This is a genomic window from Phycicoccus elongatus Lp2, from assembly GCF_000367525.1.
Taxonomy (GTDB): domain Bacteria; phylum Actinomycetota; class Actinomycetes; order Actinomycetales; family Dermatophilaceae; genus Phycicoccus_A; species Phycicoccus_A elongatus.
In genome coordinates this window covers 3,004,074-3,026,313 of record NZ_HF570956.1, presented here as the reverse complement: position 1 = coordinate 3,026,313, position 22,240 = coordinate 3,004,074, and the positions used below count along the sequence as shown (strand labels likewise).

Genomic DNA, 22,240 nt, shown 5'->3' with positions numbered 1-22,240 from the left:
ACAGCCGGGTGCACCGACCAGTCTACGGGAGCCCGGCGGGTGCTCAGGACCGCGCGAGCGCTCCGGCGCCCTCGAGCTCGGCAGCCAGGCGCAAGAGGAGATCCTCACGACCGCGGCGCGCAACGATCTGGGCGCCGATCGGCACACCGTGCTCGTCGAACCCGGCGGGCACCGAGATCGCCGGGTGACCGCTCACGTTGAAGATCGCCAGGTTCGCGACATGCGGGACGGTGGCGAGTTGGGCGCGGATCGTGTCGAGGTCGTCGAGCAGGCCCACGCGCGGGGCGATACCGGGCATGACCGGCAGGACCAGCACGTCGGCGGCCCCGAGCACTCGGGCGTCGAGGGCATCAGCGATCGCCTCGCCGCGACGCATCGCCCGGTCCACCACGCGCGGCGTCGCCCACCGTGAGAGGGCCACCGTCTGGCGGGTGCGTGGCTCGAGCCGGTCCGGGTGCTCCACCGACTCCGCTTCCTCCCGCATCCCCGCATAGAACTGCGGCACGAAGGCATCGGTCGGTGACGGCCATCGTGGCCACACGTGCTCGACCCGGTGTCCGAGCGCGCCGATCCGTCGCGCCATGTCCTCGACCGCCGCAGCGACCGGCGCCTGCGTGCTGATCCCCGGCATCACCGGCTTGGTCGTCCACGCCACGCGAAGGCGAGGGAGGGGCTCACCGAGCCCCGCGGCATACGACATCGTGGGTGGGTCGAGCCGGAAGCGGTCGACCTCGGTGGCGCCGGCCAGGACGTCGAGGAGAACTGCCGAGTCGTGGACGGTGCGGGTCAGGCCGCCGAGGACGACGAGCGCGTACCAGTGCATGGCGTTGGGGGCCAACGAGATCCGGCCGCGGGAGGGTTTCAGTCCGATCAGTCCCGTGCAGGCGGCCGGGATCCGGATCGACCCTCCGCCGTCGGCTCCCAGCGCGATCGGCACGATCCCCGCCGCGACGGCCGCGGCCGAGCCCCCACTGGAGCCGCCGACGGTTCGACCGGGGTTGAAGGGGTTGCGGGTGATGCCCGTGACCATCGACTCGGTGAACGGGAACTGACCGAACTCGGGCATCGTCGTCTTGCCGATGATGATGGCGCCGGCCGCTCGCAGGCGGCGAATGGCCTCACTGTCCCGGATCTTGGGTGTCGAGTTGCCACACCCACCCAGGGTGGTGACGGTGCCGGTGACGTCGTACTCCTCCTTGACCGCGACCGGCACTCCGGCCAGGGGGCCGTCATGCCCCACTCCCCAGGCGTCGAGGGCGTCGGCCTCGGCCATCGCCTCGTCGCGGCGGATCGTCGTGAAGGCGTTGACCTCGAGGTTGCGCTCCTCGAGCCGAGCCAGCGCCGCCTCCACCTGCGTTCGGGCGGTGGTCGCGCCGGAACGCACGGCGGTCGCGATGTCGACGGCGGACTGCTCGGACTCGGCCATGTGCACCCTGCGAGGCTATGGCACGGTCGGACCGCGGTCCGACGACGTTCTCGGCCACGGGCACGGGGCGCGCCCATCCTGAGCGTGTCCCCGTTTCTGGCGACTTGATCCTCCCGTGGATTCGCCCTTGGCTGGCACTCGTGTGCGCCTCCGGCGCTGGTTTGGGAGGCGCGGGTCGTGTTCTGCGGTTGGTGTGGCCAGTCGAACGACGACGACGCCGAACTCTGCGTCCAGTGCGGTCTCTTGCTGCACAGTGGCATCCTCCCCATGCCCGAGAGCGAGCCACCGGCAGCGACCCTGCCTCGGACCCACCTGCCCGTCTTCGTCGAGCCCATCCCCGAGAGCGAGCCGCAGACACCAACCCAGCAGCGCTCCGACCTCCCCGTCGCCGAATCGGTCCTCGAGGTGGGAGTTGGCTCCCAGATCGCAGCACCCACGACGACTGAAGGACCACCTTCGAGGTCCAAGGTGTGGTTGGCGTCGGCCCTGGCGACGGCACTCATCGCGGTCATCGGCCTGGCCGCGTGGTTTGTCCTCGGGCGCGGCCCCGCAGATCCGCGTCCGAAGGACGCCATCCCGTCAGCGGCGCGTCCTGCGTCTCCCGTGGCATCCCCGGCAGCGACGGCTTCGCCCTGCCAGGTCCACCCGCCGAGTCAGGTGGTCGCCGGGACTGGCCAACCCCTCGGACCGCCCGCGGGCACATCGGGTTCGAGCGATGCAGCCGGACGGACAGTGACCGTCGGGCTCATCGGACCCCTCACCGGCGATCGCTCAGGACTGGGACAACAGGTCATCCAGGGGGCTCAGGCAGCGATCGCTGATGCCAACACCAACGACATCGTCCCAGGCGTGAGGTTCACTCTCGATGCCCACGATGACCAGGGCAACCCGAGTATGGGCGGACAGGCCGCGTCCGAGGTGTCCGCCACGAAGGCAGTCGGAATCATCGGGCCCATGAACTCCGACGTCGCGGAGCAGGTGTTGCCTCTCGTCGGGGATCTGGCCGTGATCTCCCCCGGCTCGACCGCGCCGGGGATGACACATGGCAACGACGCAGCGGCACCCAAGCGTCCGTGGCCGGGCTTCTTCCGGGTCACCACCCCCGACCAGGTCCAAGGCTCGATCCTGGCCCAGTTCGTCTGCGCCGGGCTGGGCATTTCCCGTGTCGCGACCCTGTCCGAAACCGATTGGTACGGCACCACCGTCGTGAGCACGTTTGCGGAGCGCTTCGTGGCCCTGGGGGGGCAGGTGACCACCACGTTGACCCTCCCGAAGGTCACGACCGACTACTCCGATGCCGTCGCGAGGATCAAGGACAGCCGGGCACAAGCCGTGGTGTTCGGGGGGCTGTCACCGCAGGGCAAGCAACTGCGGTCGGCGCTGACCGCTGCCGGTTTCACCGGCCCCATGGTCGGCGGGGATGAGATCTTCTCCGGACCCTTTGTCGAAGCCGCTCGGGACGGTGACGTCACCATCACGCCTGCCGTGTCCGGCCGCCTGCTGGCTGGCGGGAGGCCACCCCGCTTGGAGGGCGCTACTGCGGTCCAGGCCTACGACGCCACCGCTGCCCTGATTCTTGCGATACGTTCCGCGGGCCCTGATGCGTCCAGGGCGGCGGTGCGGGACGCGCTGCAGGCGGTTTCCTTTGCTGGCCTGACCGGTCCTGTCTCCTTCGATACGTTCGGGGACCGAGCCGTCGTCGATGCCACCGTCCACACCTTCCGTGGCGGGACGTGGGATGTGAGCGGCTTCGTTCGGGAGCCCAGCACCACCTGAGGAGTGCGGGGTGACGGGACGCACTGCGCAGTTAGTGTCTGCGCGTGTCTCCTGTTCGCCGGATCATCGATCTCATCGCTCCCCCGCGGATGGGGGTGCCCTTCCGGTGGAACCTCGCATCGACCTGGGTCGGCAACATCGGCGATGGGATCGCGCTGGCCGCCGGCCCACTGCTGGTCGCCTCGCAAACCCGCAACCCGACCCTCATCGCGGCGGCGGCCATCGTGCAACGCCTCCCGAACCTCGTCATCGGCTTGTATGCCGGCGCGCTGGCCGATCGGGTCGACCGTCGTCGCCTCGTGGTCATCGCGAACGTGCTGCGGGCGCTGGTCATCGCCGGGCTCGCGGCCACCATCGTCACTGGTCGGGTATCGATCTGGGCGGTGTTGACGGCGCTCCTGCTCGTCGGCGTGGCTGAGCAGTTCGCCGACTCGGGCACTCGGGCGGTCATCCCGATGATCGTGCCCAAGGCGGATCTCGGGATCGCGAGTGCTCGGTCGATGGCCGGCTACCTCGTCGCCAACGAACTCCTGGGCCCCCCGATCGGGGCTTTCCTCTTCGCGGTGGGGATGGTGCTCCCCTTCGGCGCTCAGGCGGCCGCAGTGCTCCTGGGCGCCTGGCTCTTCACCCGGATCGAGTTGCCGGCGCGCCTTGAGGCGCCGACTCAGCAGCACATCGGACACGACATCGTCGAGGGGTTGCGGTGGATCCGGCACAACCGAGCCATCCGGACGCTCTCCCTGGTCATCTTCGTCTTCAACCTCACGTGGGGGGCACCCTGGGGAATCCTCGTCCTCTGGGCGCAGGACCGCCTCGGCGTCGATGCCGTCGGCTTCGGACTGCTCTCGACCGCGGTTGGCATCGGCGGGGTCCTCGCCGTCCTCGGCTACGACCGCCTCGAGCGGCGCGTGTCGTTGGCGACCCTGATGAAGGCCTGCCTCACCCTCGAGGTGTTGCTCCACCTGGCGCTCGCCTTCACCACGCACCTGGTGGTCGCACTCAGCCTCATGTTCGTCTTCGGCTGCTACGCCTTCGTGTGGGGCTCGGTCTCCAATGCCGTGCGGATGCGCGCCACCCCGGACGCCTTCCAGGGACGCGTCGGGTCGGTCTACTTCTTCGGCATGACGACCGGGTTACTGGTCGGCCAGTTCCTCGGCGGCCTCATCGCCACGAAGTGGGGTGTCGCGGCACCCTTCTGGTTCGCCTTCGTCGGGGCCGGGGTGACGTTGGCCCTGGTCTGGCGCCAGCTCGACCACATCGCGCACACCGAGGCGTGAGGCGGGGACGGTCCCAGCCCACCGGCATACCGAAGGCTCACGATTGGTGAGAATCGGTCAGGCCAGGCGCAGATATCCCTCGATGATTCGGGCATGGCTGCCGAGGGGAACGGCAAGATTGACCCGCGCGTGCCCGATCCGAGCTCCAGCCCACACGGGCACACCCAGCGGGAGCAAGCGATCGCGCAGCACCGCCTCGACGGCGGCCGGATCGTCGTCCATCGAGAAGTCACCGAGCACGATCCCGGCGGCCCGACGCAGCCACCCTGCCCGGACGAGCTGGGTCAGGCCGCGATCGAGCACCCACGCCGACTGACCGACGTCCTCGAGCAGGACGATGGCCCCCTCGGCGCTGGGAAGGTCGCCGGTCCCGATAGACGCTGCCAGCAGCGCGACGTTGCCACCGAGCAGGGTGCCTTCAGGGCGGCCTTCGCGCCAAGGTCGCAGGCCGTAGAGGAGGGTCCGGGGTCGGAAGGGCTCGGTGAGCAAGGTGTGCAGATGGTCCAGCGTCTCGTCCCCGGCCTCGCCGAGGTTCACGATCGCGGGGCCGTGCACCATCTGCGTGCCCGACCCCTGCAGGGCCCGGTGCAGCAGGGGCGTCACGTCGGAGAAACCGATGATCGGCTTCGGTCCACCTTGGGCGAACAGTCGCGCAGGCAGCAGGTCGAGAAGCCGCTGGGCGCCATACCCTCCGCGCGCACACCAGATCGCGCGCACCCTGTCGTCCCGCCAGGCGGTCACGAGGTCGCGGGCGCGGGCCGTGTCGCTCCCGGCCAGATGGCCCAGGGCGGGGCGGGCGGTCACGCTAGGCAGGACGACCGGCACAAGGTCCCATCGGCGCAGAATGTCGAGACCGCAACTGACCCGCTGCGCCTCGGGGGCGCTGGCCGGTGCAACGACCGCCACCCGGTCACCCGGCACCAGTGGCGGGAAGGACGCGTACGAGGTCACCGGCACAGTGTGTCAGCGAGACTCGGCCTTGTCCCCCTTACGCTCGGAGCATGACGCGACCTCCCGGGCATCCCGCGCTGGCTCCCTTCGGCACCACGATCTTCGCCGAGATGTCGGCACTCGCGGTGGAGCACGGCGCCATCAACCTCGGCCAGGGTTTCCCGGACACCGACGGCCCGCAGGCTGTTCTCGACGCGGCCAAGGAGGCCATCGACGCCGGCCGCAATCAGTACCCACCCGGCCCTGGCGTCCCCGAACTGCTCGACGCGATTGCGCTGCACCAGAAACGCTTCTACGGGCTGGACGTGGACGCTCGGTCCGAGGTCCTCGTCACCGTGGGAGCGACCGAGGCGATCCTCGCGACGATCCTCGCGCTGGTGCAGCCCGGTGACGAGGTGGTCACCTTCGAGCCCTACTACGACTCGTATGCCGCGTCGATCGCGCTCGCGGGAGGCGTCCGGCGCACGGTGCCGCTGCGCTTCCCGGACTGGTCCTTCGACGAAGGATCCCTGCGCACGGCCTTCAGTGACCGCACGCGCATGGTGTTGCTCAACACCCCCCACAACCCGACGGGAAAGGTGTTCTCCCGCAGCGAGATTGACCTCATCTGCCGCTCAGCCCGCGAGCGCGGCGCGTGGGTGGTGACCGATGAGGTCTACGAGCATCTGACCTTCGACGGCGCCGACCACATCTGCGTCGCGTCGCTGCCCGGAATGTGGGACCACACTCTGACCATCTCGTCGGCCGGCAAGACCTTCTCGACAACCGGGTGGAAGGTCGGGTGGGTCAGTGGCCCGGCGGAGGCGGTGGCCGCCGTGCGCGCGGTCAAGCAGTTCGTCACCTTCGTCGGTTCCGGACCCTTCCAGCCTGCTGTCGCCGTTGGCCTCGGACTCGGCGACGACGTGTATGCCGGTCTCGCGACGTCGCTGGAGCGCAAGCGCGACCTCCTCGTTGCCGGGTTGCGGACCGCCGACCTTCCGGTGTCGGTGCCGGCGGGGACCTACTTCGTCGTTGCGGACGCAGCCGCCCTCGGGGCGACCGACGCGCTCACCTTCTGCCGCGAACTCCCCGCCCGCGCAGGCGTCGTCGGCGTGCCCGTATCTGTCTTCTGCGACGACAAGAAGGCGACGGCGAGCCTGGTCCGTTTCGCCTTCTGCAAGCGGGACGACATCCTCCTCGAGGCGGTCGAGCGACTGGCGGCCCTGCGGGGTTGATCCCCGAGGGGCCGGCCGACGAGCCGCCGTCCACAGGCTGACGCCCGGGGGGTGTGTCGTCCACAATTCGCAGGCCTCGAGGTGGCTGCGGACGCCGGAGCCGTCCACGCTGACGACATGTCCACCAGGAGAGCACCCGGTCTTCCGGGGCGGTTTGGGCGCCGACTGGCGATCGCCTCCGCATGTGTCACCGTCCTCTGGTGCGTTCCGCTGCCACCGGCCGGGGCAAGCATGACGACCCAGGGTGTCGGTGAGCCGCGCTGGAACTGGCCGCTGGCGCCGCGGCCGCGCGTGGAGCGGCCGTTTGACCGTCCGGACACAGCGTGGGCCCCGGGCCATCGCGGCATCGACCTGGCTGCTCCTCAAGGTGCCACGGTCTTTGCGGTCGACGACGGCCTGGTCACTCATGTCGGGGTCATCGCCGGGCGTGGCACCGTGAGCATCCGGCATGTGTCCGGGATCCACAGCACCTACGAGCCCATCGACGCCACGGTGCGCGTCGGAGAGTCGGTCACGCGAGGTCAGGCTCTCGGCCTGATGGCATCGGCCCGGAGTCACTGTCCGAGCGGGTGCCTCCATCTCGGCGCCAAGCGCGGCGACACCTACCTCGATCCCCTGTTGTTGCTGACGGTTCCGCGAATCGTGCTGATGACCCCGGTGCCCGACTGAGGCGCCACGGAGTTGGGCCTGTCGGTCACGCCCGCGGGTGTGCCTGCGCGTAACTGGACTTGAGCCGCTCGACCGACACGTGGGTGTAGAGCTGGGTCGTGGCGAGCGAACTGTGGCCCAGGAGCTCTTGGACCATGCGCAGGTCGGCACCCCCCTCGACGAGATGGGTCGCCGCGCTGTGCCGCAGTCCGTGCGGCCCCATGTCGGGAGCGCCGGCAACCTCACCGAGCAGGCCATGCACGATCGTGCGTACCTGACGAGGATCCAGTCGCCGTCCCCGACGGCCCAGGAAAAGCGCCGGGCCGCTCAGCGCACCGACGAGCCGAGGCCGCGCGCCGGTGAGCCAGCGCTCGATGGCCTTGGCCGCGGGCGCACCGAATGGCACGGTCCGCTCCTTGTCACCCTTGCCGATGACCCGAACGACGTTGCTCGCCAGGTCCACGTCGTCGACGTCGAGCCCGGTCAACTCCCCCACCCGGATGCCCGTGGCGTAGAGCAACTCGAGGACGGCCGCGTCGCGGACGGCGACCGGCTCGTCGTCGTCGGACGCCACCGCCGCGACGTCGAGCAGGGCCGAGGCGTCGCCGCGGGCCAGCACAGCGGGCAGGACGCGATGTTTCTTCGGGGCGGCCAGCCGCAAGGAGGGATCGTGGCGGACCAGATCGGTCCGCAGTGCCCAACGGAAGAAGGTGCGAAGGGTTGCCGACCGCCGAGCGATCGTGGTGCGTGCTGCGCCACCGGCCGCGAGCACGCCGAGCCAGTCCCGCAGATCGCGCAAGGTGACCTCCTCCAGGGCCGTCACCCCATGATCGGCCAGGTGCGCGTCGAAGGCCCGAAGATCCCCCAGGTAGGCCCGCACAGTGTGGTCGCTTCGACCCTTCACGGCCCGCAGGTGAGCCGTGAAGTCTTCGAGCATCGCCTCCGTGATGGCCACGAGGACACCGTGACAAACCCCCGGGCCGTGAGCAACCTCCCCCTCCGTCCGCGGGGAAAACCGCTCAGTCCTGCGCCGGTCTCACCGGACCTCACGTCAGGGCCGCTTTGCGCCACCTGCCCGCACAGTGCTCCACCACACCGAGGGCCTGCAGCCGCCCGAGACCTTTGGTCGTGTCTTGGGCGCTCAGCCCACTGGCGCGTTGCAGGGCGGTCACGTCCGCTCCGTCCCGGACCGGGACGGCCGAGTAGAGGGCCTCATCGTCGTCGGTGATGAGGTCGAGCACGGTGCTGCGCAGCCGACGAGGATCCATGGCGTCCACACCCAGCTGGCCCATCAGGTCGAGCACGTCGCGCCCGTCGGTGACCAGCGAAACCGGCTTGGTCCGCAGCCACTCATGGCAGCCGGCCGACGCGGCTGACGTCACGGGCCCGGGCACCATTGCGACATGTCGGCCGAGCTCGAAGGCCCGCCCGGCGGTGCTGAGCGAGCCCGATCGCAGGCTTGCCTCGACCACCACGGTCCCGACGCCCAGGGCCGCAATGAGCCGATTGCGGGCCAGGAATCGTTGGCGATAGGGAGCACATCCGGGCGGCAGTTCGCTGACGAGTGCACCGTCGTCGAGAATGCGTCGGAAGAGGCCGGCATTGGCCTGGGGGTAGAAGCGGTCGAGGCCGCAGGCCAGCACCGCGACCGTGGGCCCCTCCGCCGAGAGCGCCCCCTCGTGAGCGGCGGCATCGATCCCGAAGGCGCCGCCGGAAATGACCACCCGGCCACGGTCGGTGAGGTGCGCCGCCATGTTGCGCGCGACCTGACTGCCATACGGGGTGCACGCGCGGGCACCCACGACCGCCAGGCCGTCTTCGTGCAGGGCCGACTGGTGGAATGGGCCCCTGACATAGAGACAGTGCGGTGGCGTGGGCAGGTCGTCCAACCCGAGGGGCCACTCCTCGTCGCCGGGGATCAGAACGCGGATGCCGAGACGGTCGAGGGCACGCAGGTGCGCGGCAAGATCCAGTCCGGCGAGCCGGGCCTGCGCACCGGCCAGCGTCAGCGAACCAGATGCCAGCCCTTCCAGTGGCCTCAGCGCTCCGTCACGGGCGATCAGGCCCGTCACCGTAAGGCCCGGTGTTGACCTGGAGGGGTCGACAACCGGCTCGACCAGATGTGACCAGACGACCCTGGCTCGGCGCTCATCCCCACCGACAACGGCCAGGGAGGTGCCGGTCATGCTGCGAGCTCCGGGGACCGCAGATCCATTGCCCGGGTGACCTCGGCCGGGCCGGGTGTCGATCGGCCCTCCCTGTCCGCCAACGACCAGGCGACGCGCAGCACCCGGTCATACCCACGCAGGCTCAGCTCCCCATGATCGAGGGCGCGATCGAGGCGGGCGGTTGCTGCCCGCGCCAGTCGAAACGGCCGACGACGCAACAGGTGACCGGGCACGTGACCATTGAGGGTGACTCCGACGTCGGCCCAGCGCTGCGCCTGTGCGCAGCGCGCCTGCGCGACCCGTTGCGCCACGGTCTGCGAGCTCTCGGCCCCTATCTCGGCGACCGCACCGGCGGCCACTTGCGGCACGTTCACGCGCAGGTCGATCCGGTCGAGCAGCGGCCCCTGGAGACGGGAGGCATACCGACGCAGGTCCATCGGTGAGCACCTGCAGGACTGGCCGCGGGCAAAGGAGTGCCCGCACGGACACGGGTTGGCCGCCATCACGAGGAGGAAGCCCGCCGGATAGGTGACCGATTCGCGGGCGCGTGCGATGGTGACCACCCCGGACTCCAACGGTTGCCGCAGGCACTGCAGGACCGAGGACTTGAACTCAGGGGCCTCGTCCAGGAACAGCACACCGCGATGAGCCCGCGACACCGCGCCGGGGATCACCGCCGCGCTGCCGCCGCCGACGATCGCCGCCGTGCTCGCCGTGTGATGAGGTGCCTCGAAGGGCGGCGTCAGGTCGAGGCCACGCGCCTGGCCGACACCGGCCAAGGAGCGGATCGCCTGCGATTCCAACGCTTCGGCTCGGGTGAGCTCGGGCAGGACGCCGACGAGCCGCTCGGCGAGCATCGTCTTGCCGACGCCGGGCGGGCCCGTGAGGAGCAGGTGGTGCCCGCCGATCGCCGCGAGCTCGACAACTTCACGGGCCTCCTTCTGGCCGACGACGTCGGCAAGGTCCCCCACCTGGCGATCGGGTGTGCAGATGCCGGGGAGTGCCGACGCGACCGGCAGGGTGCCTCCCCTCCGTGCGCTCACGGCATACGCCTCGACGAGTGCGCCCAGGGTGGCGGCGGCATGAACGGTCACCCCTTCGACAAGGCGTGCCTCGGCGACACTCGCGGCCGGCACGACGACATGGCGCACACCCGCGGCTGCGGCTGCCATCACCACGGGAAGGACCCCAGGAACCGGCCGGATCGAGCCGTCCAGACCCAGCTCCCCCAAATGCACCGATCGCGCCGCCACGGACGCCTCGATCACGTCGGCGGCCGCGAGCACGGCGACCGCGATGGCCAGGTCATAGCCCGACCCGTGCTTCGGGATGGAGGCGGGCGAGAGGTTGACGACGATCCGGCTGGGAGGAATGGACAGACCGGCACTGGCCACCGCCGATCGCAGCCGATCAGGTGCCTGGGCACAGGCCTTGTCCGGCAGGCCGGAGATCATCAAGGTGGGCAGGCCGTTCCCGATGTGGGCCTCAACATCGACCAGAGTTCCCCTGACGCCGCTGAGGGCGACCGCGAGCGTGCGCCCGAACCTCATGAGAGGTCACCGACGACGTGTCGCAGCAGGGGCCGCTCATGCTCCGGCCACACGATGCCCACCGAATCGACCCGTAGGACATCCGCCCCACCACCGTGCTCGGTGGCCCAGGTGGCCAGCAGCCGTCGAAGCCGTGCCTGCTTGGCGGGGGTGATGGCATCGAGGGGATCACCGAAGCCGGTGCCTGAGCGGGTCTTGACCTCGCAGGCGATGAGCGTCGAGCCCTGGCGCAGGACGAGATCGAGTTCGCCGCCCGGGCAGCGCCAGTTGCGGGCGAGCACCTGCATGCCCAGGGACGTGAGGTGGCGAGCCGCCAGGGTCTCGCCGCGCCGCCCGAGATCGGTGCGGACATCGGTGTGAGGTTGGGTGGTCATGCCCCGACCCTGACGGGCCGCACGATGGTCCGCGAGGCGCGCACCCTCTGCCTGTGGACGACACACCCTCGGCACGGCCACCTGTGGATGACCCGGGCGGCCAGGCGCGCCGAGGCTCAGCTCAGAAGGCGTCCTTGGGCAACTCGAGGTCGGCCTTGGCCAACTCCTCGACGTTGACGTCCTTGAAGGTCACCACGCGGACCTTCTTCGCGAACCGCGCCGGGCGGTAGATGTCCCAAACCCATGCGTCGGTCATGGTGACGTCGAAATAGACCTCACCGCCGTCGCTGCGGACCTTCACGTCGACGCTGTTGCACAGGTAGAAGCGTCGCTCGGTCTCGACGACGTGGCTGAAAAGGCCCACGACGTCGCGATACTCGCGATAGAGCGACAGCTCCATCTCGCTCTCGTACTTCTCGAGGTCCTCGGCACTCATGCGCGACGTCCTTCCTCAGCGCTCATGCCAGCATCTTGCGTCATGACCCCCGGCAGGCGCCACGAGCGCCGGTGCAGCGCACACGGGCCGTGCGCGGCCAGGGCCGCGAGGTGCTCCGGTGCGGAATATCCCTTGTTGTCCCCCCAGCCGTAGCGCGCATACGTGTCCTCGGCGTCGGCGAGGGTGATCATGAGCTCGTCGCGCTCGACCTTGGCGAGCACGCTGGCGGACGCCACGGAGGAGCACTTGAGGTCGGCCTTGATCATCGTCGTGACCGGCGGGGTGGTCGGGTGCTCGGCCGCGAAGGACAGCAGGCCGACCTCCTCCGGGGCCGTCAGCCAGTCGTGGTTGCCGTCGAGGATGACCAGGTCCGGAGTCCGCGGCAGCGCGGCAAGAGCACGCAGACCGGCCGAACGCAGCGCGGCCATGATGCCGACCTGGTCGATCTCGGCCGCACTGGCGTGCCCCACGGCATACCCGATGGACCAGCGCTGGATCCGGGGGACGAGAGCGCGCCGTGCCGCGGGCGCCAGCAGTTTCGAGTCACGCACCCCGGTGGGTGCCGAGCGGACCGACTCGTCGATCAGGACGACCCCGACGGTGACGGGCCCGGCGAGTGCCCCGCGCCCCACCTCGTCCATGCCGGCCAGCAGTCGGTAGCCATCGCGTTGGAGGGCGCGCTCGACCCGCAGGCTGGGCCGGCGGGATCCGCGGGCGATCACGGCGCGGTGGTGGGCTGGGGTACGCCACTGAAGGTGTCGACGGCGCGGCCGAGCCACTCGGCGTGGCCGAACGGCCACACGATGACAAAGGCCCTCCCCGTGACATCCGCGACCGGGACCGAGCCACCTCGGCCGTTGCCGTCGGGATCGTGGAAGCGGGAGTCCTCGGAGTTGCTTCGGTGATCGCCCATGACCCAGATCCGGCCGGCCGGCACCGTGATGTCGAAACTCATCGAGCTCGGCACGTCACCGGGCTTGACGTAGGGCTCCTCGATCGCCACGCCGTTGACCTGCAGTTTCCCGTCGGTGGTGCAGCACTTCACGTGATCGCCCGGAAGCCCGATGACACGCTTGATCAGGTGGTCCTCCGCCGAGCTCGGCATCAGCCCCACGAACTCGAGGCCACGCTCGAGCGCGTTGAGGAGCGGGCCGTGATCGGCCGGAGTGGTGGGTGGCAGCCAGTTTCCCGGGTCCTCGAAGACGACGATGTCGCCGCGTTGCAAGGGCACGGCGCCGGGGACGAGTTTGTTGACGATGACGCGGTCACCGACCGAGAGGGTGTCCTCCATCGACCCCGAGGGGATGTAGAACGCCTGGGCGAGCCAGGTCTTGACGACCAGCGACAGCGCAATCGCGAGGACGGCAACGATGGCGATCTCGCGGACGGCGAGATAGGTGCGCCGGAGCGACCCGGTGGATTCGTGGCGTGCGGGTGCCTCGGTCACCGATCCTCCTCCGTCCCATGGCTCGCCCTGATCATCCTGGGTGGCCACACCGTGGCGATGACCCGCCCCACGATGTCATCCTCCCCGATGAGGCCACGGCCCGACTCGTTCGTCCGCGACAGCGAGTCCCAGCCCCGCAGCGGCCCGGTCGACAGCACCCAGACGTGCCCGCTCGGCACCACCAGGGCGACCGTCGGGGCATCGGCAGGCGCGGGCGCGACCGGAGCACCGTTGACGGTGACCGACCCGTCGGAACAACACTCGACGTGGTCACCGCCGAGACCGACGACGACCCCGGCCACCGACCGTGCACCGCTGCGCACGCCGAGGGCGTCGGCCGCCGCGTGCAGGATCCGGCCGATGAGCCCGTCATCTCGATGCGTGGCCCGGCTCGGGCCCTCGAAGGCGTCACTGACGTCCGCGACGACGACATCGCCGCGGTCGATCTCGCCGACCTTGAGCACCAGGGCTCGCTGTCCGGGGTCAAGGGTCGGCGCCATCGCGTCATTGGGCACGAACCAGGTCTCCAGGACCAGACCCTTGACGCTCACGCCGAGCGCGAGTGCCATCGCGACAGCGACGACGGTGCGTAACGCACGCGACCCGGCCGACACAGTCGTGTCGGCCGGGTCGAGAGTCGAAGGCTCGGTCATGCGCTCAGGTCGTGACCGGCTCGAGGGCTGGAGGGCGCTCAGCGGGCCGCCGGCGTGTCGCGCTTCTCCTTGATCTTGGCGGCCTTGCCGCGCAGGTCGCGCAGGTAGTAGAGCTTGGCGCGACGGACGTCACCGCGGGTGACGACCTCGATCTGGTCGATGATCGGGGTGTGGAGCGGGAAGGTCCGCTCGACGCCGACACCGAAGGAGACCTTGCGGACCGTGAAGGTCTCGGTCACACCGGCGCCGTGGCGACGGATGACGACACCCTGGAAGACCTGGATACGGGAGCGCGTGCCTTCCACGACCTTGACGTGGACCTTGACCGTGTCACCGGCGCGGAACGCGGGGACGTCGGCCTTCATCGACGCCTTGTCGAGTTCGTCGAAACGCTGCATGGTGCTTCGCTTTCTTCGCCGGTGCCACAGGTCATCGACGGATCGGTGGTGCTCTTGTCTGATGGTGCGTGTCGCCGGGCCGCGTGCGGGTGACCGCGCTCCCCCTGTGGCAGGGGCCGTGTGAACGGCGATGGACGCAAGGATCAATGGTGCCAGAGGGGGGCCGTCCCCACGAAATCGACCCCGCGGCATACGGTGGGCCGGTGGCGATCAATCCTGGCTGGCCCGTCGCGATCGCCTGCCTCCTGCTGTTGGCCCTCACCCTGACCACGTATGCCGTGGGGAGACTCCCGAATGCGCCGGGCACCGCGGTGGCCGCCGGTCGGGCGGTCCTCCAACTCGGCGTGGCCGCCCTCGTCATCACCAGCGTGGTGCGCTCCCTGTGGTTGTCGATCATGTTGTTGTGCCTGATGTTCACGATCGCCGTCGCGACGACCGTCCGGCGGATCGAGGCCCGCAGTGCGTGGCCTTGGGCGACGCTGGCGATGCTCGCGGGGCTCGTGCCTGTCGTCGCGATCATCCTGCTCACCCGCACCGTGCCACCGACGGGGATCGCCCTCATCCCGGTCGTGGGGATCCTCGCCGGGAACACGATGAACGGACACACCCTCACCTGTCGGCGGACCTTCGCGGCTCTACGGGAGGAGCACGGTCAGTACGAAGCAGCACTGTCTCTGGGCATGACGCGTGCGCAGGCAATCGCCGAGATCATCCACCGTCGGGTGCCCGAGGCGCTGATCCCGGGGCTCGACCAGGTCCGCACCGCGGGCGTGGTGACCCTTCCCGGTGCCTTCATCGGCGTGCTCCTTGGGGGCGGGACACCGGCCCAGGCGGCGGCCGCCCAGGTGCTCGTGCTGCTCGGGATCATGGCCGCCCAGACGGTGACGGCGGTCGTCGCCGAGCACCTGGTGATGCGGGCGCGGCTGCTGCCGGCGGACCTGCAGGCAACGCTGCGGCCCTAGCTCGTCCGGCGCCGCTTCTTGGTGAGTTCCACCGTGCCCTGATGTCGGGCGGGTGCCGCAGACAGCCGGTAGCCGGCCTTCTTGTACATCCGGATCAGCCGCTCACTGCGGTGTCCGGTGTTGAGCCAAAAGGTCGTCACGTCGGCAGGGGCCCGGGTCTCGACGAACTCCATGATCGCTCGCCCCAGGCCTGTGCCCTGCAGGTCAGGAGCCACCATGAGCCGCGCGACCTCCCAGGTCGTCGGGTCGTCAGGAGCGCGTCGACCCCGACCGCTGGCGACCAATCGCCCGCCGCTGTGCCACACCCAGGTCGTGTATGCCGTGAGCCCGGCGCGCACGTCATCGAGGGTTTCGACGAGTGGCGGGATGTCCCAGGTGTCGTTGGCGCGACCCTGGTCGACCCAACAGGCGCGTTGGAGGGTGAGCAGTTCGGGGGCATCGGCAGCGGTGGCCACGCGGCCGTCCAGGGCGGCCAAGGCGCCGCCCGTGGCCGAGGGGTGGAGCAGGTCGGGTCGGCGGGCGGCGGTGCGCTCCAGCCGCTGTTGGTGTCGCCACTGCGCGATCGCGCAATGGTTGCCGGACAACAGGATCGGCGGCACGGGACGCTCGGTGCCGCGGTCGTCCCAGACGGCTGGTTTGGTGTAGACGGGATACTCGAGCAGGCCGTCCTCGTGCGACTCCTCGACGAGCGACTCGGCATTGCCGACCACACCCGGGACGAGTCGGACGATTGCCTCGACCATCGCCAGGACGGCGACCTCACCGCCGTTGAGGACGTAGTCGCCGAGCGAGACCACCGTCACCGGCATACGCTCGGCCGCGTGCTCGTAGACGCGCTCGTCGAGCCCTTCGTAGCGCCCGCAGGCGAAGGCCAACCACGCCTCCGCCGCCAACTCGTGGGCCAGTGCCTGACTGAAGGGCACCCCACCGGGACCGGGCACGATGAGGCGCGGCACGGCGTGCCCCACACCCTCTTGCGTCCGGCGAGTGGACGCCATATCAACCACATTGCCGGACACAAGGGGTTGGGCCAGGACGTGGTCGAGCGCTTCGGCCCACGGCTGGGGTTTCATGACCATCCCCGCACCCCCGCCGAAGGGGGTGTCGTCGACGGTGCGGTGCCGGTCGTGGGTGAAGTCCCGCAGATCGTGGACGTGCAGGTCGACCAGCCCCTCGCGTCGGGCCTTGCCGATGAGAGAGAGGTCGAGCGGCGCGAGGTAGTCGGGGAAGATCGTGACGACGTCGAGGCGGATGCTCACGGCCTCACTCCGCGAGGTCGAGCAAGCCGTGCGGAGGATCGACGACGACGCGACCGGCGTCGAGATCCACCGTCGGCACAAGAGCCTCGACGAAGGGGATCAGCGCCTCGCGGCCGTCGGTGAGTCGGATGTGGAGCAGGTCCTGGGCAGTCCCGATGGTCAGGCCGCTCACCTCACCGATCCGTTCCCCGACGACGGTGTATGCCGCGAGGCCGACGAGGTCGTCCTCGTACCAGCCCTCCTCGTCGTCCAACTCGTCCGCAGCGGCGTCGTCGTCGAGCACCAGGCGCGTACCGCGCAACCCCTCGGCCCCGGTCCGATCAGGCACCTCCTCGAAGGCGAGCAACCAGGTGTCCCGGTGCAGACGGGCGGCCGAGATCGTGAGCACCCGCGGAACGCCGCTGCCGGGAGGAGCCTCGGTCGCGAAGGTCGCGCCCGGCACGAAGCGGGCGGCCGGGTCATCGGTGTGGGCCTGCACGGTGACCTCGCCACGGATGCCGTGCGGCTTGCCGATGCGGGCCAGGACTCGATCGCTCATGCGGCCCTCCCCAGGATCGCGACGACGAAGTCGTCGTCGTCGGTGGACGGGTGGAGTTCCCAGGTGGAGTGCAGGCTGTGCACGGCCAGGCCCGCGACGGCGGCGTCGGCGAGGAAGTCGGCCAGCGGGTAGTCACGGTCCAGGCCGAAGCCGACGACCAGCCGCCCTCGTGCGGCCAGATGGAGCCCCATCCGGCGCAGCACCTCGATCCGAGTGCTGGGCGCGACGAAGGTGACGACGTTGCCGGCGCAGAGGATGACGTCGAAGGGCTCGGTGACTCCGACCGACGGGAGGTCGAGTTCACTGAGGTCCTGGACCAGCCAGGTCGCCCCCGGCCGGAGGGCTCGGGCGTCGGCGATCAGTTCGTCGTCACCGTCGACCCCGACGACGGCGTGCCCCTGGGCATGGAGCCACGCCGCATGGCGCCCGAAGCCACACCCTGCGTCCAGGATGCGCCCCTCGCGCGGCGCCATCGCGTCGATGAGGCGCGCCTCCCCCACCAGGTCCTGACCGGCCTCCTCGAGGGCACGGAAGCGCTCGATGTACCACTTGCTGTGACCTGGGTTCTCGGCACGCTGGAGGTCCCACAGGCTGGGTTCGCGGGTCATGGGGTCAATCCTTCCTCAACGACGAGGCGGGGTATGCCGCGGGAGTGACTCCGCGGCATACCCCGCCTGACGTGGTGCTCGGGTCTCAGCGGACCCGATCGGTGTCGACGATGTCGATCCGGACCTGCGTGCCGCCGGCCAGTGCGGTCATGACCGTGCGCAGCGCACTTGCGGTGCGCCCGCTGCGACCGATGACGCGCCCGAGGTCGTCGGGGTGCACACGCACCTCGAGGACCTCACCGCGGCGCAGCTCCTTGCGTCGCACGGCGACGTCGTCCTTGTGGTCGACGATGCCGGTGACGAGGTGCTCCAAGGCCTCCTCGAGCATGGATCAGGCCTCGTCCTTGGCGGCGTCGTCCGCGTCGGAGCTCACGCTCTCGCTCGCGGCGCCACTGCTGTCGGTGTCGGCGGCCGGGGCGACCTCGGCGTCGGCCGGAGCCTCAGCGCTGGCCTCGGCCGGAGCCTCGGCGACGGCCTCCTCCTTCTTGGGGGCGGCCTTCTTGCGCGGGGTGGTCGCGCCGGAGGCGTCGTCAGCGGACTTGCCCGCGGCGGCGACGGCTGCCTCGTAGAGGTCCTTCTTGGACGGCTTCGGCTCCTTGACGCGGACCGTGCCCTCCTCGTACTTCTTCAGCAGGGCGGCGACGGCCTCGGTCGGCTGGGCACCGTTGGACAGCCAGTAGTTGGCGCGGTCCAGGTCGATGTCGATGAGCGAGGGCTCCTCGGTGGGGTGGTACTTCCCGATCTCCTCGATGGCCCGGCCATCGCGCTTGGTGCGCGAGTCCATGACGACGACGCGGTAGAAGGGGGCGCGGATCTTGCCCATCCGCTTGAGGCGAATCTTGACGGCCACTGGGGGTCGCTCCATCTCGTGTTGTGGGCACGGCCAGACCGGCGGAGACTCACGCGCGGGGTACCGATGCCCGGGGTAGGCATCCGGCGCGGGGTCGCGCCGAAAGGTGTACGTCGGGACATTCTGCCAGAGCGGCGCGCGGGGTCCGAATCGGCGTGCCCATCCCTCCGGCCGGGAGGACGCTGGGTGGATGAGCGTGCGCCTGGGTGGCCGCGGGGCCGTGGCTGGTGATCGCCGCGGCCCTGACCGTCGCGGTCGCGGCGTGTTCGGGTGGGAGGTCCGTCGCGCCAGAGTCAGGCGCTCCTGGTCACCAGGGGTGCGGGCGATAGTCCTTGAGGAAGACCCCGAACTGATCCACGCCGGCTTCCCCCATGACGATCGGGTCGTAGACACGCGCCGCGCCGTCGACGAGGTCGAGGGGCGCTCGCCAGCCCTCGTCGGCGATCCGCAGTTTCTCGTGGTGAGGGCGCTCGTCAGTGATCCAGCCGGTGTCGACGGCGGTCATGAGGATCTGGTCGGTCTCGAACATCTCCCCCGCGCTGGTGCGCGTGAGCATGTTCAGGGCGGCCTTGGCCATGTTCGTGTGGGGGTGGCCGGAGCCCTTGTAGCGCCGCGAGAACTGCCCTTCCATCGCACTGACGTTGACGACATAGGCGCGCCGGGCTCCGGCCGCGACCGCCGCTCGCATCGAGGCGCGCAGGCGTGACACGAGCAGGAAGGGTGCCGTCGAGTTGCAGAGCTGGACCTCGAGGAGTTCGAGGGGATCGACCTCGTCGACCTGCTTGGTCCACGAGTTGGTTCTTGCGACGTCGGGGAGGAGCCCGCCGGCATCGATGGCGGTGCCCTCCCGGTGGGCCAGGGCGGACGCATGCCCGGCCACGAGCGCGCGGTCGGTGAGTGCCTGCGCGGACCGCTCGGCCAGGGCGCGGGCCGCAACAGCCTCGCTCTCCCCCTCGTGGTGGGCAACCCGGTGTGCCGCAAGAGTTCCCACGAGATTGGCGGGGTGGGCATCACTGATGTGGTCGAAGGTCACCAGCTCAGGCAGTGGTATGCCGCGGGGCAGCGGTGCGCTCTCGCCGTCCACGAGATGGGTGTAGGCGCCGGGGCTGCGCCGCACCGTCTGGCAGGCATTGTTGATGAGGATGTCGAGGGGGCCGGCGGCGGCGACCTCGTCGGCCAGCGCGACGACCTGGGTGGGATCGCGCAGGTCGATGCCGACGATCTTCAGCCGGTCGATCCACTGCGCGTTGTCCTCCTGGGCGGTGAAGCGGCGCACGGCATCGCGCGGGAAGCGGGTCGTGATGGTCAGGTGGGCACCGTCGCGCAGGAGCATGAGCGCGATGTACATCCCGATCTTGGCGCGGCCGCCGGTGAGCAGGGCACGTTTGCCGGTCAGGTCGGTGCGCTGGTTGCGCTTGGCGTGACTGGTTGCGGCGCAGTCCGGGCAGAGCCAGTGGTAGAAGGCATCGACCACCCGGTAGTCCGCCTTGCAGATGTAGCAGCCGCGAGGCGTGACCAACTCCCCGACGGTGGTGCCGACGGGCGGGACCGTGAGCAGGATGCCCTTGGTCTCGTCGTCGATCCGCAGCGGCGAACCGGTCGCCGTCAGGGCGATGATCGCCTCGTCGTGCTCGATGTCGGGGCGGCGCGCGTCGCGGCGACGGGCCTTGCGGATGTGCTTGTACATCCGGCTCGAGGCTCGCTTGACCGCCTGGATGGCCGGGTCGTCGGGGTCGAGGTCGGGGAGGGTGGCGAGGACCCGCAAGGTGGTCTCGAGGTCGGCCTTGTCGAGGGCGCTCCCGCTCGTGTCGATCCCGGCCTCCTCGGAGGGTGGGGAATGGGGGCGCTGGCGCCCCTGCATACCGCCCTCGTTCGTCACCGCGGCATCGTATGCCGCGAGCGGTCGTTCCTCGGGCCGACCCCCGCTGCCGCGCGACCCAGTCTTCCAGAATCGATTGACGCGGATGGACACGGCGAGACATTGCTTCTCGGTGCCGGACCGGGCCTTAGCCTCGATCCACCGATGGGCAGGGTGGTAGTGGGCTGAGGAGGCGTGTCGGGACATGAGAATGCCCCTGTGTGGCAACAGAATTGGAGTTCTTCACGCTTCAGTTCGTCACACACGCAAGGGGCATCTCGTAGGTGAAACTCTCTCACACCCTCCCAGCGACCTCGGCGGTCTTCGACGACCCGAATCTTGTGTCGGCCGCCGGGTTGGTTCCGGTCTTGGCCCTGGCTGATCGGGCGGGGCTGCGACGCCTTGCGGATGAGCATCTGAGCGTGCCGGGTGACAAGGGCGCCAACGCCGGGTTGAAGGTCGCCTCGCTGGTCGCGGGGATGGTCGCTGGCGCCGACAGCATCGACGACATGGCGCTGCTGCGGCACGGTGGGATGGGCCGGGTCTTCGCCCGGGCGTACGCGCCGTCGACGTTGGGGTCGTTCCTGCGCTCGTTCACGTTCGGTCACGTCCGCCAGCTCGACGCGCTCGCCTCGAGGTTCCTCACACGCCTGGCAGCTCAAGGCGAGCGAGCCGCGCAGGTCGTCGGCGACGGCACCGGTGGCCGGGTGTTGGTCGATATCGACGACACGATCATTCAGGTGCACGGCCACGCCAAACAGGGAGCCGGGTTCGGCTACTCCGGGGTCCGCGGGCTGAACGCGTTGCTGGCCACGGTCACCACCACTGGGTCGGCACCGGTGGTCGTGGCGCAGCGGCTACGGAAAGGCTCGTGCGGGTCCCCGCGCGGAGCCAAACGGTTGGTCGCCGACGCGCTCAAGACCGTGCGCACGCTGCACCCCGGTCAGGGCAAGCCGTTGCTGCGGGCGGACTCGGCGTTCTACGGGGCGCCCACCGTCGGTGCCGCGGTCCGCGCCGGGGCGCAGGTGTCGGTCACCGTACGCCTGGACCCCAAGGTCAAGGCCGCGATCACCACCATCAGCGAACACGCGTGGACCCCGATCGAGTACACCGACGCCATCTACGACGAGGCCAGCGGCACCTGGGTGTCGCGGGCTGAGGTCGCCGAGGTGCCCTTCACCGCGTTCTCCTCCAAGAAGGCGGCCGATCAGGTTCCCGGGCGCCTGGTGGTGCGCCGCATCCCCGACGTCAACGCTGACAAGAAGAACGCAACCGGGCAGGGCACCCTGTTCGACACCTGGCGCTTCCACGCCTTCTTCACCACCACCGACCCCACCGACCTGGACACCGTCGCCGCGGATAAGACCCACCGCGGACACGCGATCATCGAGCAGGTCCACGCCGACCTCAAGAACTCCGCCCTGGCGCACCTGCCCTCAGGCAAATTCACCGCCAACGCCGCCTGGCTCGTGCTGGCCGTCATCGCGTTCAACCTCACCCGCACCGCAGCCACCATCGCCAGCGCCGACCTCGCCAGAGCCACCACCGCCACCATCCGCCGCAAGCTGATCACCGTCCCCGCCCGGGTGGCGTCCTCGGCCCGACGGGTCACCCTGCACCTACCGACCGCCTGGCCCTGGCAGGAAGCGTGGACCCGCCTGTTCACCCAGAACTGCGGCCCACCAGAACCGGTCAATCCCTGACCACCCAGCCGCCCCGGCCCGACCGAACAACCGACGTGGAACACCCTGACAGCCAGGTCAGGACAACAGCCACGCCCTCAAGCCGGAGCCGCGGCCCAGAGCGAAATCAGCTCACCCCACCCAGGACGTCGGTGGATCGAGGCT

23 protein-coding genes are annotated in these 22,240 nt (G+C 69.9%); 6 read left to right on the top strand and 17 right to left on the bottom strand.

From position 1 onward, the window contains the following. Positions 1 to 43: 43 nt before the first annotated feature. Complete coding sequence (locus BN10_RS14640; RefSeq protein ID WP_040752008.1) at positions 44 to 1,426, bottom strand: amidase family protein; 1,383 nt, start codon at positions 1,424 to 1,426, stop codon at positions 44 to 46. Positions 1,427 to 1,693: 267 nt separating this feature from the next. On the opposite strand from BN10_RS14640, the gene BN10_RS14635 reads away from it, so the two are divergent. After that, positions 1,694 to 3,202: an ABC transporter substrate-binding protein gene (locus tag BN10_RS14635; protein WP_156917256.1), complete on the top strand. Its 1,509-nt coding sequence runs from the start codon at positions 1,694 to 1,696 to the stop codon at positions 3,200 to 3,202. Positions 3,203 to 3,246: 44 nt separating this feature from the next. Further along, complete coding sequence (locus tag BN10_RS14630; protein WP_010852022.1) at positions 3,247 to 4,479, top strand: MFS transporter; 1,233 nt, start codon at positions 3,247 to 3,249, stop codon at positions 4,477 to 4,479. A gap of 57 nt (positions 4,480 to 4,536) precedes the next feature. Here the strand turns inward: BN10_RS14630 and BN10_RS14625 are convergent, their stop codons facing one another. After that, on the bottom strand, positions 4,537 to 5,430 hold the full coding sequence (locus tag BN10_RS14625; protein ID WP_010852021.1) for a S66 peptidase family protein: 894 nt from the start codon (positions 5,428 to 5,430) through the stop codon (positions 4,537 to 4,539). A 50-nt stretch (positions 5,431 to 5,480) separates the two neighbouring features. On the opposite strand from BN10_RS14625, the gene BN10_RS14620 reads away from it, so the two are divergent. Together BN10_RS14620 and BN10_RS14615 are read left to right on the top strand one after the other, a co-directional pair. Next, positions 5,481 to 6,644, top strand: a complete 1,164-nt coding sequence (locus tag BN10_RS14620; RefSeq protein ID WP_010852020.1) for a pyridoxal phosphate-dependent aminotransferase — start codon at positions 5,481 to 5,483, stop codon at positions 6,642 to 6,644. 117 nt (positions 6,645 to 6,761) lie between these two features. Further along, on the top strand, positions 6,762 to 7,313 hold the full coding sequence (locus tag BN10_RS14615) for a M23 family metallopeptidase (RefSeq protein ID WP_156917255.1): 552 nt from the start codon (positions 6,762 to 6,764) through the stop codon (positions 7,311 to 7,313). A gap of 25 nt (positions 7,314 to 7,338) precedes the next feature. Here the strand turns inward: BN10_RS14615 and BN10_RS14610 are convergent, their stop codons facing one another. From BN10_RS14610 to rplS, 9 genes are all read right to left on the bottom strand, one after another. Further along, positions 7,339 to 8,247: a tyrosine recombinase XerC gene (locus tag BN10_RS14610; RefSeq protein ID WP_010852018.1), complete on the bottom strand. Its 909-nt coding sequence runs from the start codon at positions 8,245 to 8,247 to the stop codon at positions 7,339 to 7,341. Between the two features lie 91 nt (positions 8,248 to 8,338). Beyond that, positions 8,339 to 9,478, bottom strand: coding sequence for a DNA-processing protein DprA (gene dprA, locus BN10_RS14605; RefSeq protein WP_010852017.1), 1,140 nt, complete (start codon positions 9,476 to 9,478; stop codon positions 8,339 to 8,341). Beyond that, positions 9,475 to 11,010 (bottom strand): YifB family Mg chelatase-like AAA ATPase, encoded by a 1,536-nt coding sequence (locus tag BN10_RS14600; RefSeq protein WP_010852016.1) that lies wholly within the window; start codon positions 11,008 to 11,010, stop codon positions 9,475 to 9,477. The genes dprA and BN10_RS14600 overlap by 4 nt, the downstream gene beginning before the upstream one ends. Beyond that, a complete protein-coding gene (locus BN10_RS14595) occupies positions 11,007 to 11,384 on the bottom strand; it encodes a YraN family protein (protein WP_010852015.1) in 378 nt (125 codons plus the stop codon). Before BN10_RS14595 ends, BN10_RS14600 begins: the two co-directional genes overlap by 4 nt. A gap of 121 nt (positions 11,385 to 11,505) precedes the next feature. After that, entirely contained in the window at positions 11,506 to 11,820 is a 315-nt protein-coding gene (locus tag BN10_RS14590; RefSeq protein ID WP_010852014.1) for a DUF2469 domain-containing protein, read from the bottom strand. Further along, complete coding sequence (locus BN10_RS14585; protein ID WP_010852013.1) at positions 11,817 to 12,542, bottom strand: ribonuclease HII; 726 nt, start codon at positions 12,540 to 12,542, stop codon at positions 11,817 to 11,819. The genes BN10_RS14590 and BN10_RS14585 overlap by 4 nt, the downstream gene beginning before the upstream one ends. Further along, complete coding sequence (gene lepB, locus BN10_RS14580) at positions 12,539 to 13,267, bottom strand: signal peptidase I (protein WP_010852012.1); 729 nt, start codon at positions 13,265 to 13,267, stop codon at positions 12,539 to 12,541. The genes BN10_RS14585 and lepB (BN10_RS14580) overlap by 4 nt, the downstream gene beginning before the upstream one ends. Continuing rightward, a complete protein-coding gene (gene lepB, locus BN10_RS14575; RefSeq protein WP_010852011.1) occupies positions 13,264 to 13,920 on the bottom strand; it encodes a signal peptidase I in 657 nt (218 codons plus the stop codon). Before lepB (BN10_RS14575) ends, lepB (BN10_RS14580) begins: the two co-directional genes overlap by 4 nt. A 38-nt stretch (positions 13,921 to 13,958) precedes the next feature. After that, complete coding sequence (gene rplS / locus BN10_RS14570) at positions 13,959 to 14,318, bottom strand: 50S ribosomal protein L19 (RefSeq protein WP_010852010.1); 360 nt, start codon at positions 14,316 to 14,318, stop codon at positions 13,959 to 13,961. 203 nt (positions 14,319 to 14,521) lie between these two features. Here rplS and BN10_RS14565 point away from each other — a divergent pair, with 203 nt between their 5' ends. Further along, positions 14,522 to 15,280 (top strand): ABC transporter permease, encoded by a 759-nt coding sequence (locus tag BN10_RS14565; protein WP_051369878.1) that lies wholly within the window; start codon positions 14,522 to 14,524, stop codon positions 15,278 to 15,280. Here the strand turns inward: BN10_RS14565 and trmD are convergent. From trmD to BN10_RS14535, 6 genes are all read right to left on the bottom strand, one after another. Further along, positions 15,277 to 16,533, bottom strand: a complete 1,257-nt coding sequence (gene trmD / locus BN10_RS14560) for a tRNA (guanosine(37)-N1)-methyltransferase TrmD (protein WP_040753854.1) — start codon at positions 16,531 to 16,533, stop codon at positions 15,277 to 15,279. The two genes, BN10_RS14565 and trmD, sit on opposite strands and share 4 nt — an antisense overlap. Before the next feature lie 10 nt (positions 16,534 to 16,543). Beyond that, positions 16,544 to 17,077 carry a ribosome maturation factor RimM gene (gene rimM / locus BN10_RS14555; protein WP_010852007.1) on the bottom strand — a complete coding sequence of 178 codons (534 nt, stop codon included), beginning with the start codon at positions 17,075 to 17,077 and terminating at the stop codon, positions 16,544 to 16,546. Then, complete coding sequence (locus tag BN10_RS14550) at positions 17,074 to 17,685, bottom strand: class I SAM-dependent methyltransferase (RefSeq protein WP_010852006.1); 612 nt, start codon at positions 17,683 to 17,685, stop codon at positions 17,074 to 17,076. The genes rimM and BN10_RS14550 overlap by 4 nt, the downstream gene beginning before the upstream one ends. Before the next feature lie 85 nt (positions 17,686 to 17,770). Next, positions 17,771 to 18,013: an RNA-binding protein gene (locus BN10_RS14545; RefSeq protein WP_010852005.1), complete on the bottom strand. Its 243-nt coding sequence runs from the start codon at positions 18,011 to 18,013 to the stop codon at positions 17,771 to 17,773. Positions 18,014 to 18,016: 3 nt separating this feature from the next. Next, positions 18,017 to 18,535, bottom strand: a complete 519-nt coding sequence (rpsP, locus tag BN10_RS14540; protein WP_010852004.1) for a 30S ribosomal protein S16 — start codon at positions 18,533 to 18,535, stop codon at positions 18,017 to 18,019. A 307-nt stretch (positions 18,536 to 18,842) separates the two neighbouring features. Next, a complete protein-coding gene (locus BN10_RS14535) occupies positions 18,843 to 20,396 on the bottom strand; it encodes an SDR family NAD(P)-dependent oxidoreductase (RefSeq protein ID WP_156917422.1) in 1,554 nt (517 codons plus the stop codon). 281 nt (positions 20,397 to 20,677) lie between these two features. Between BN10_RS14535 and BN10_RS14530 the strand changes: the two genes are divergently transcribed. Beyond that, entirely contained in the window at positions 20,678 to 22,096 is a 1,419-nt protein-coding gene (locus BN10_RS14530) for an IS1380 family transposase (protein ID WP_010849201.1), read from the top strand. Positions 22,097 to 22,240: the final 144 nt, after the last annotated feature.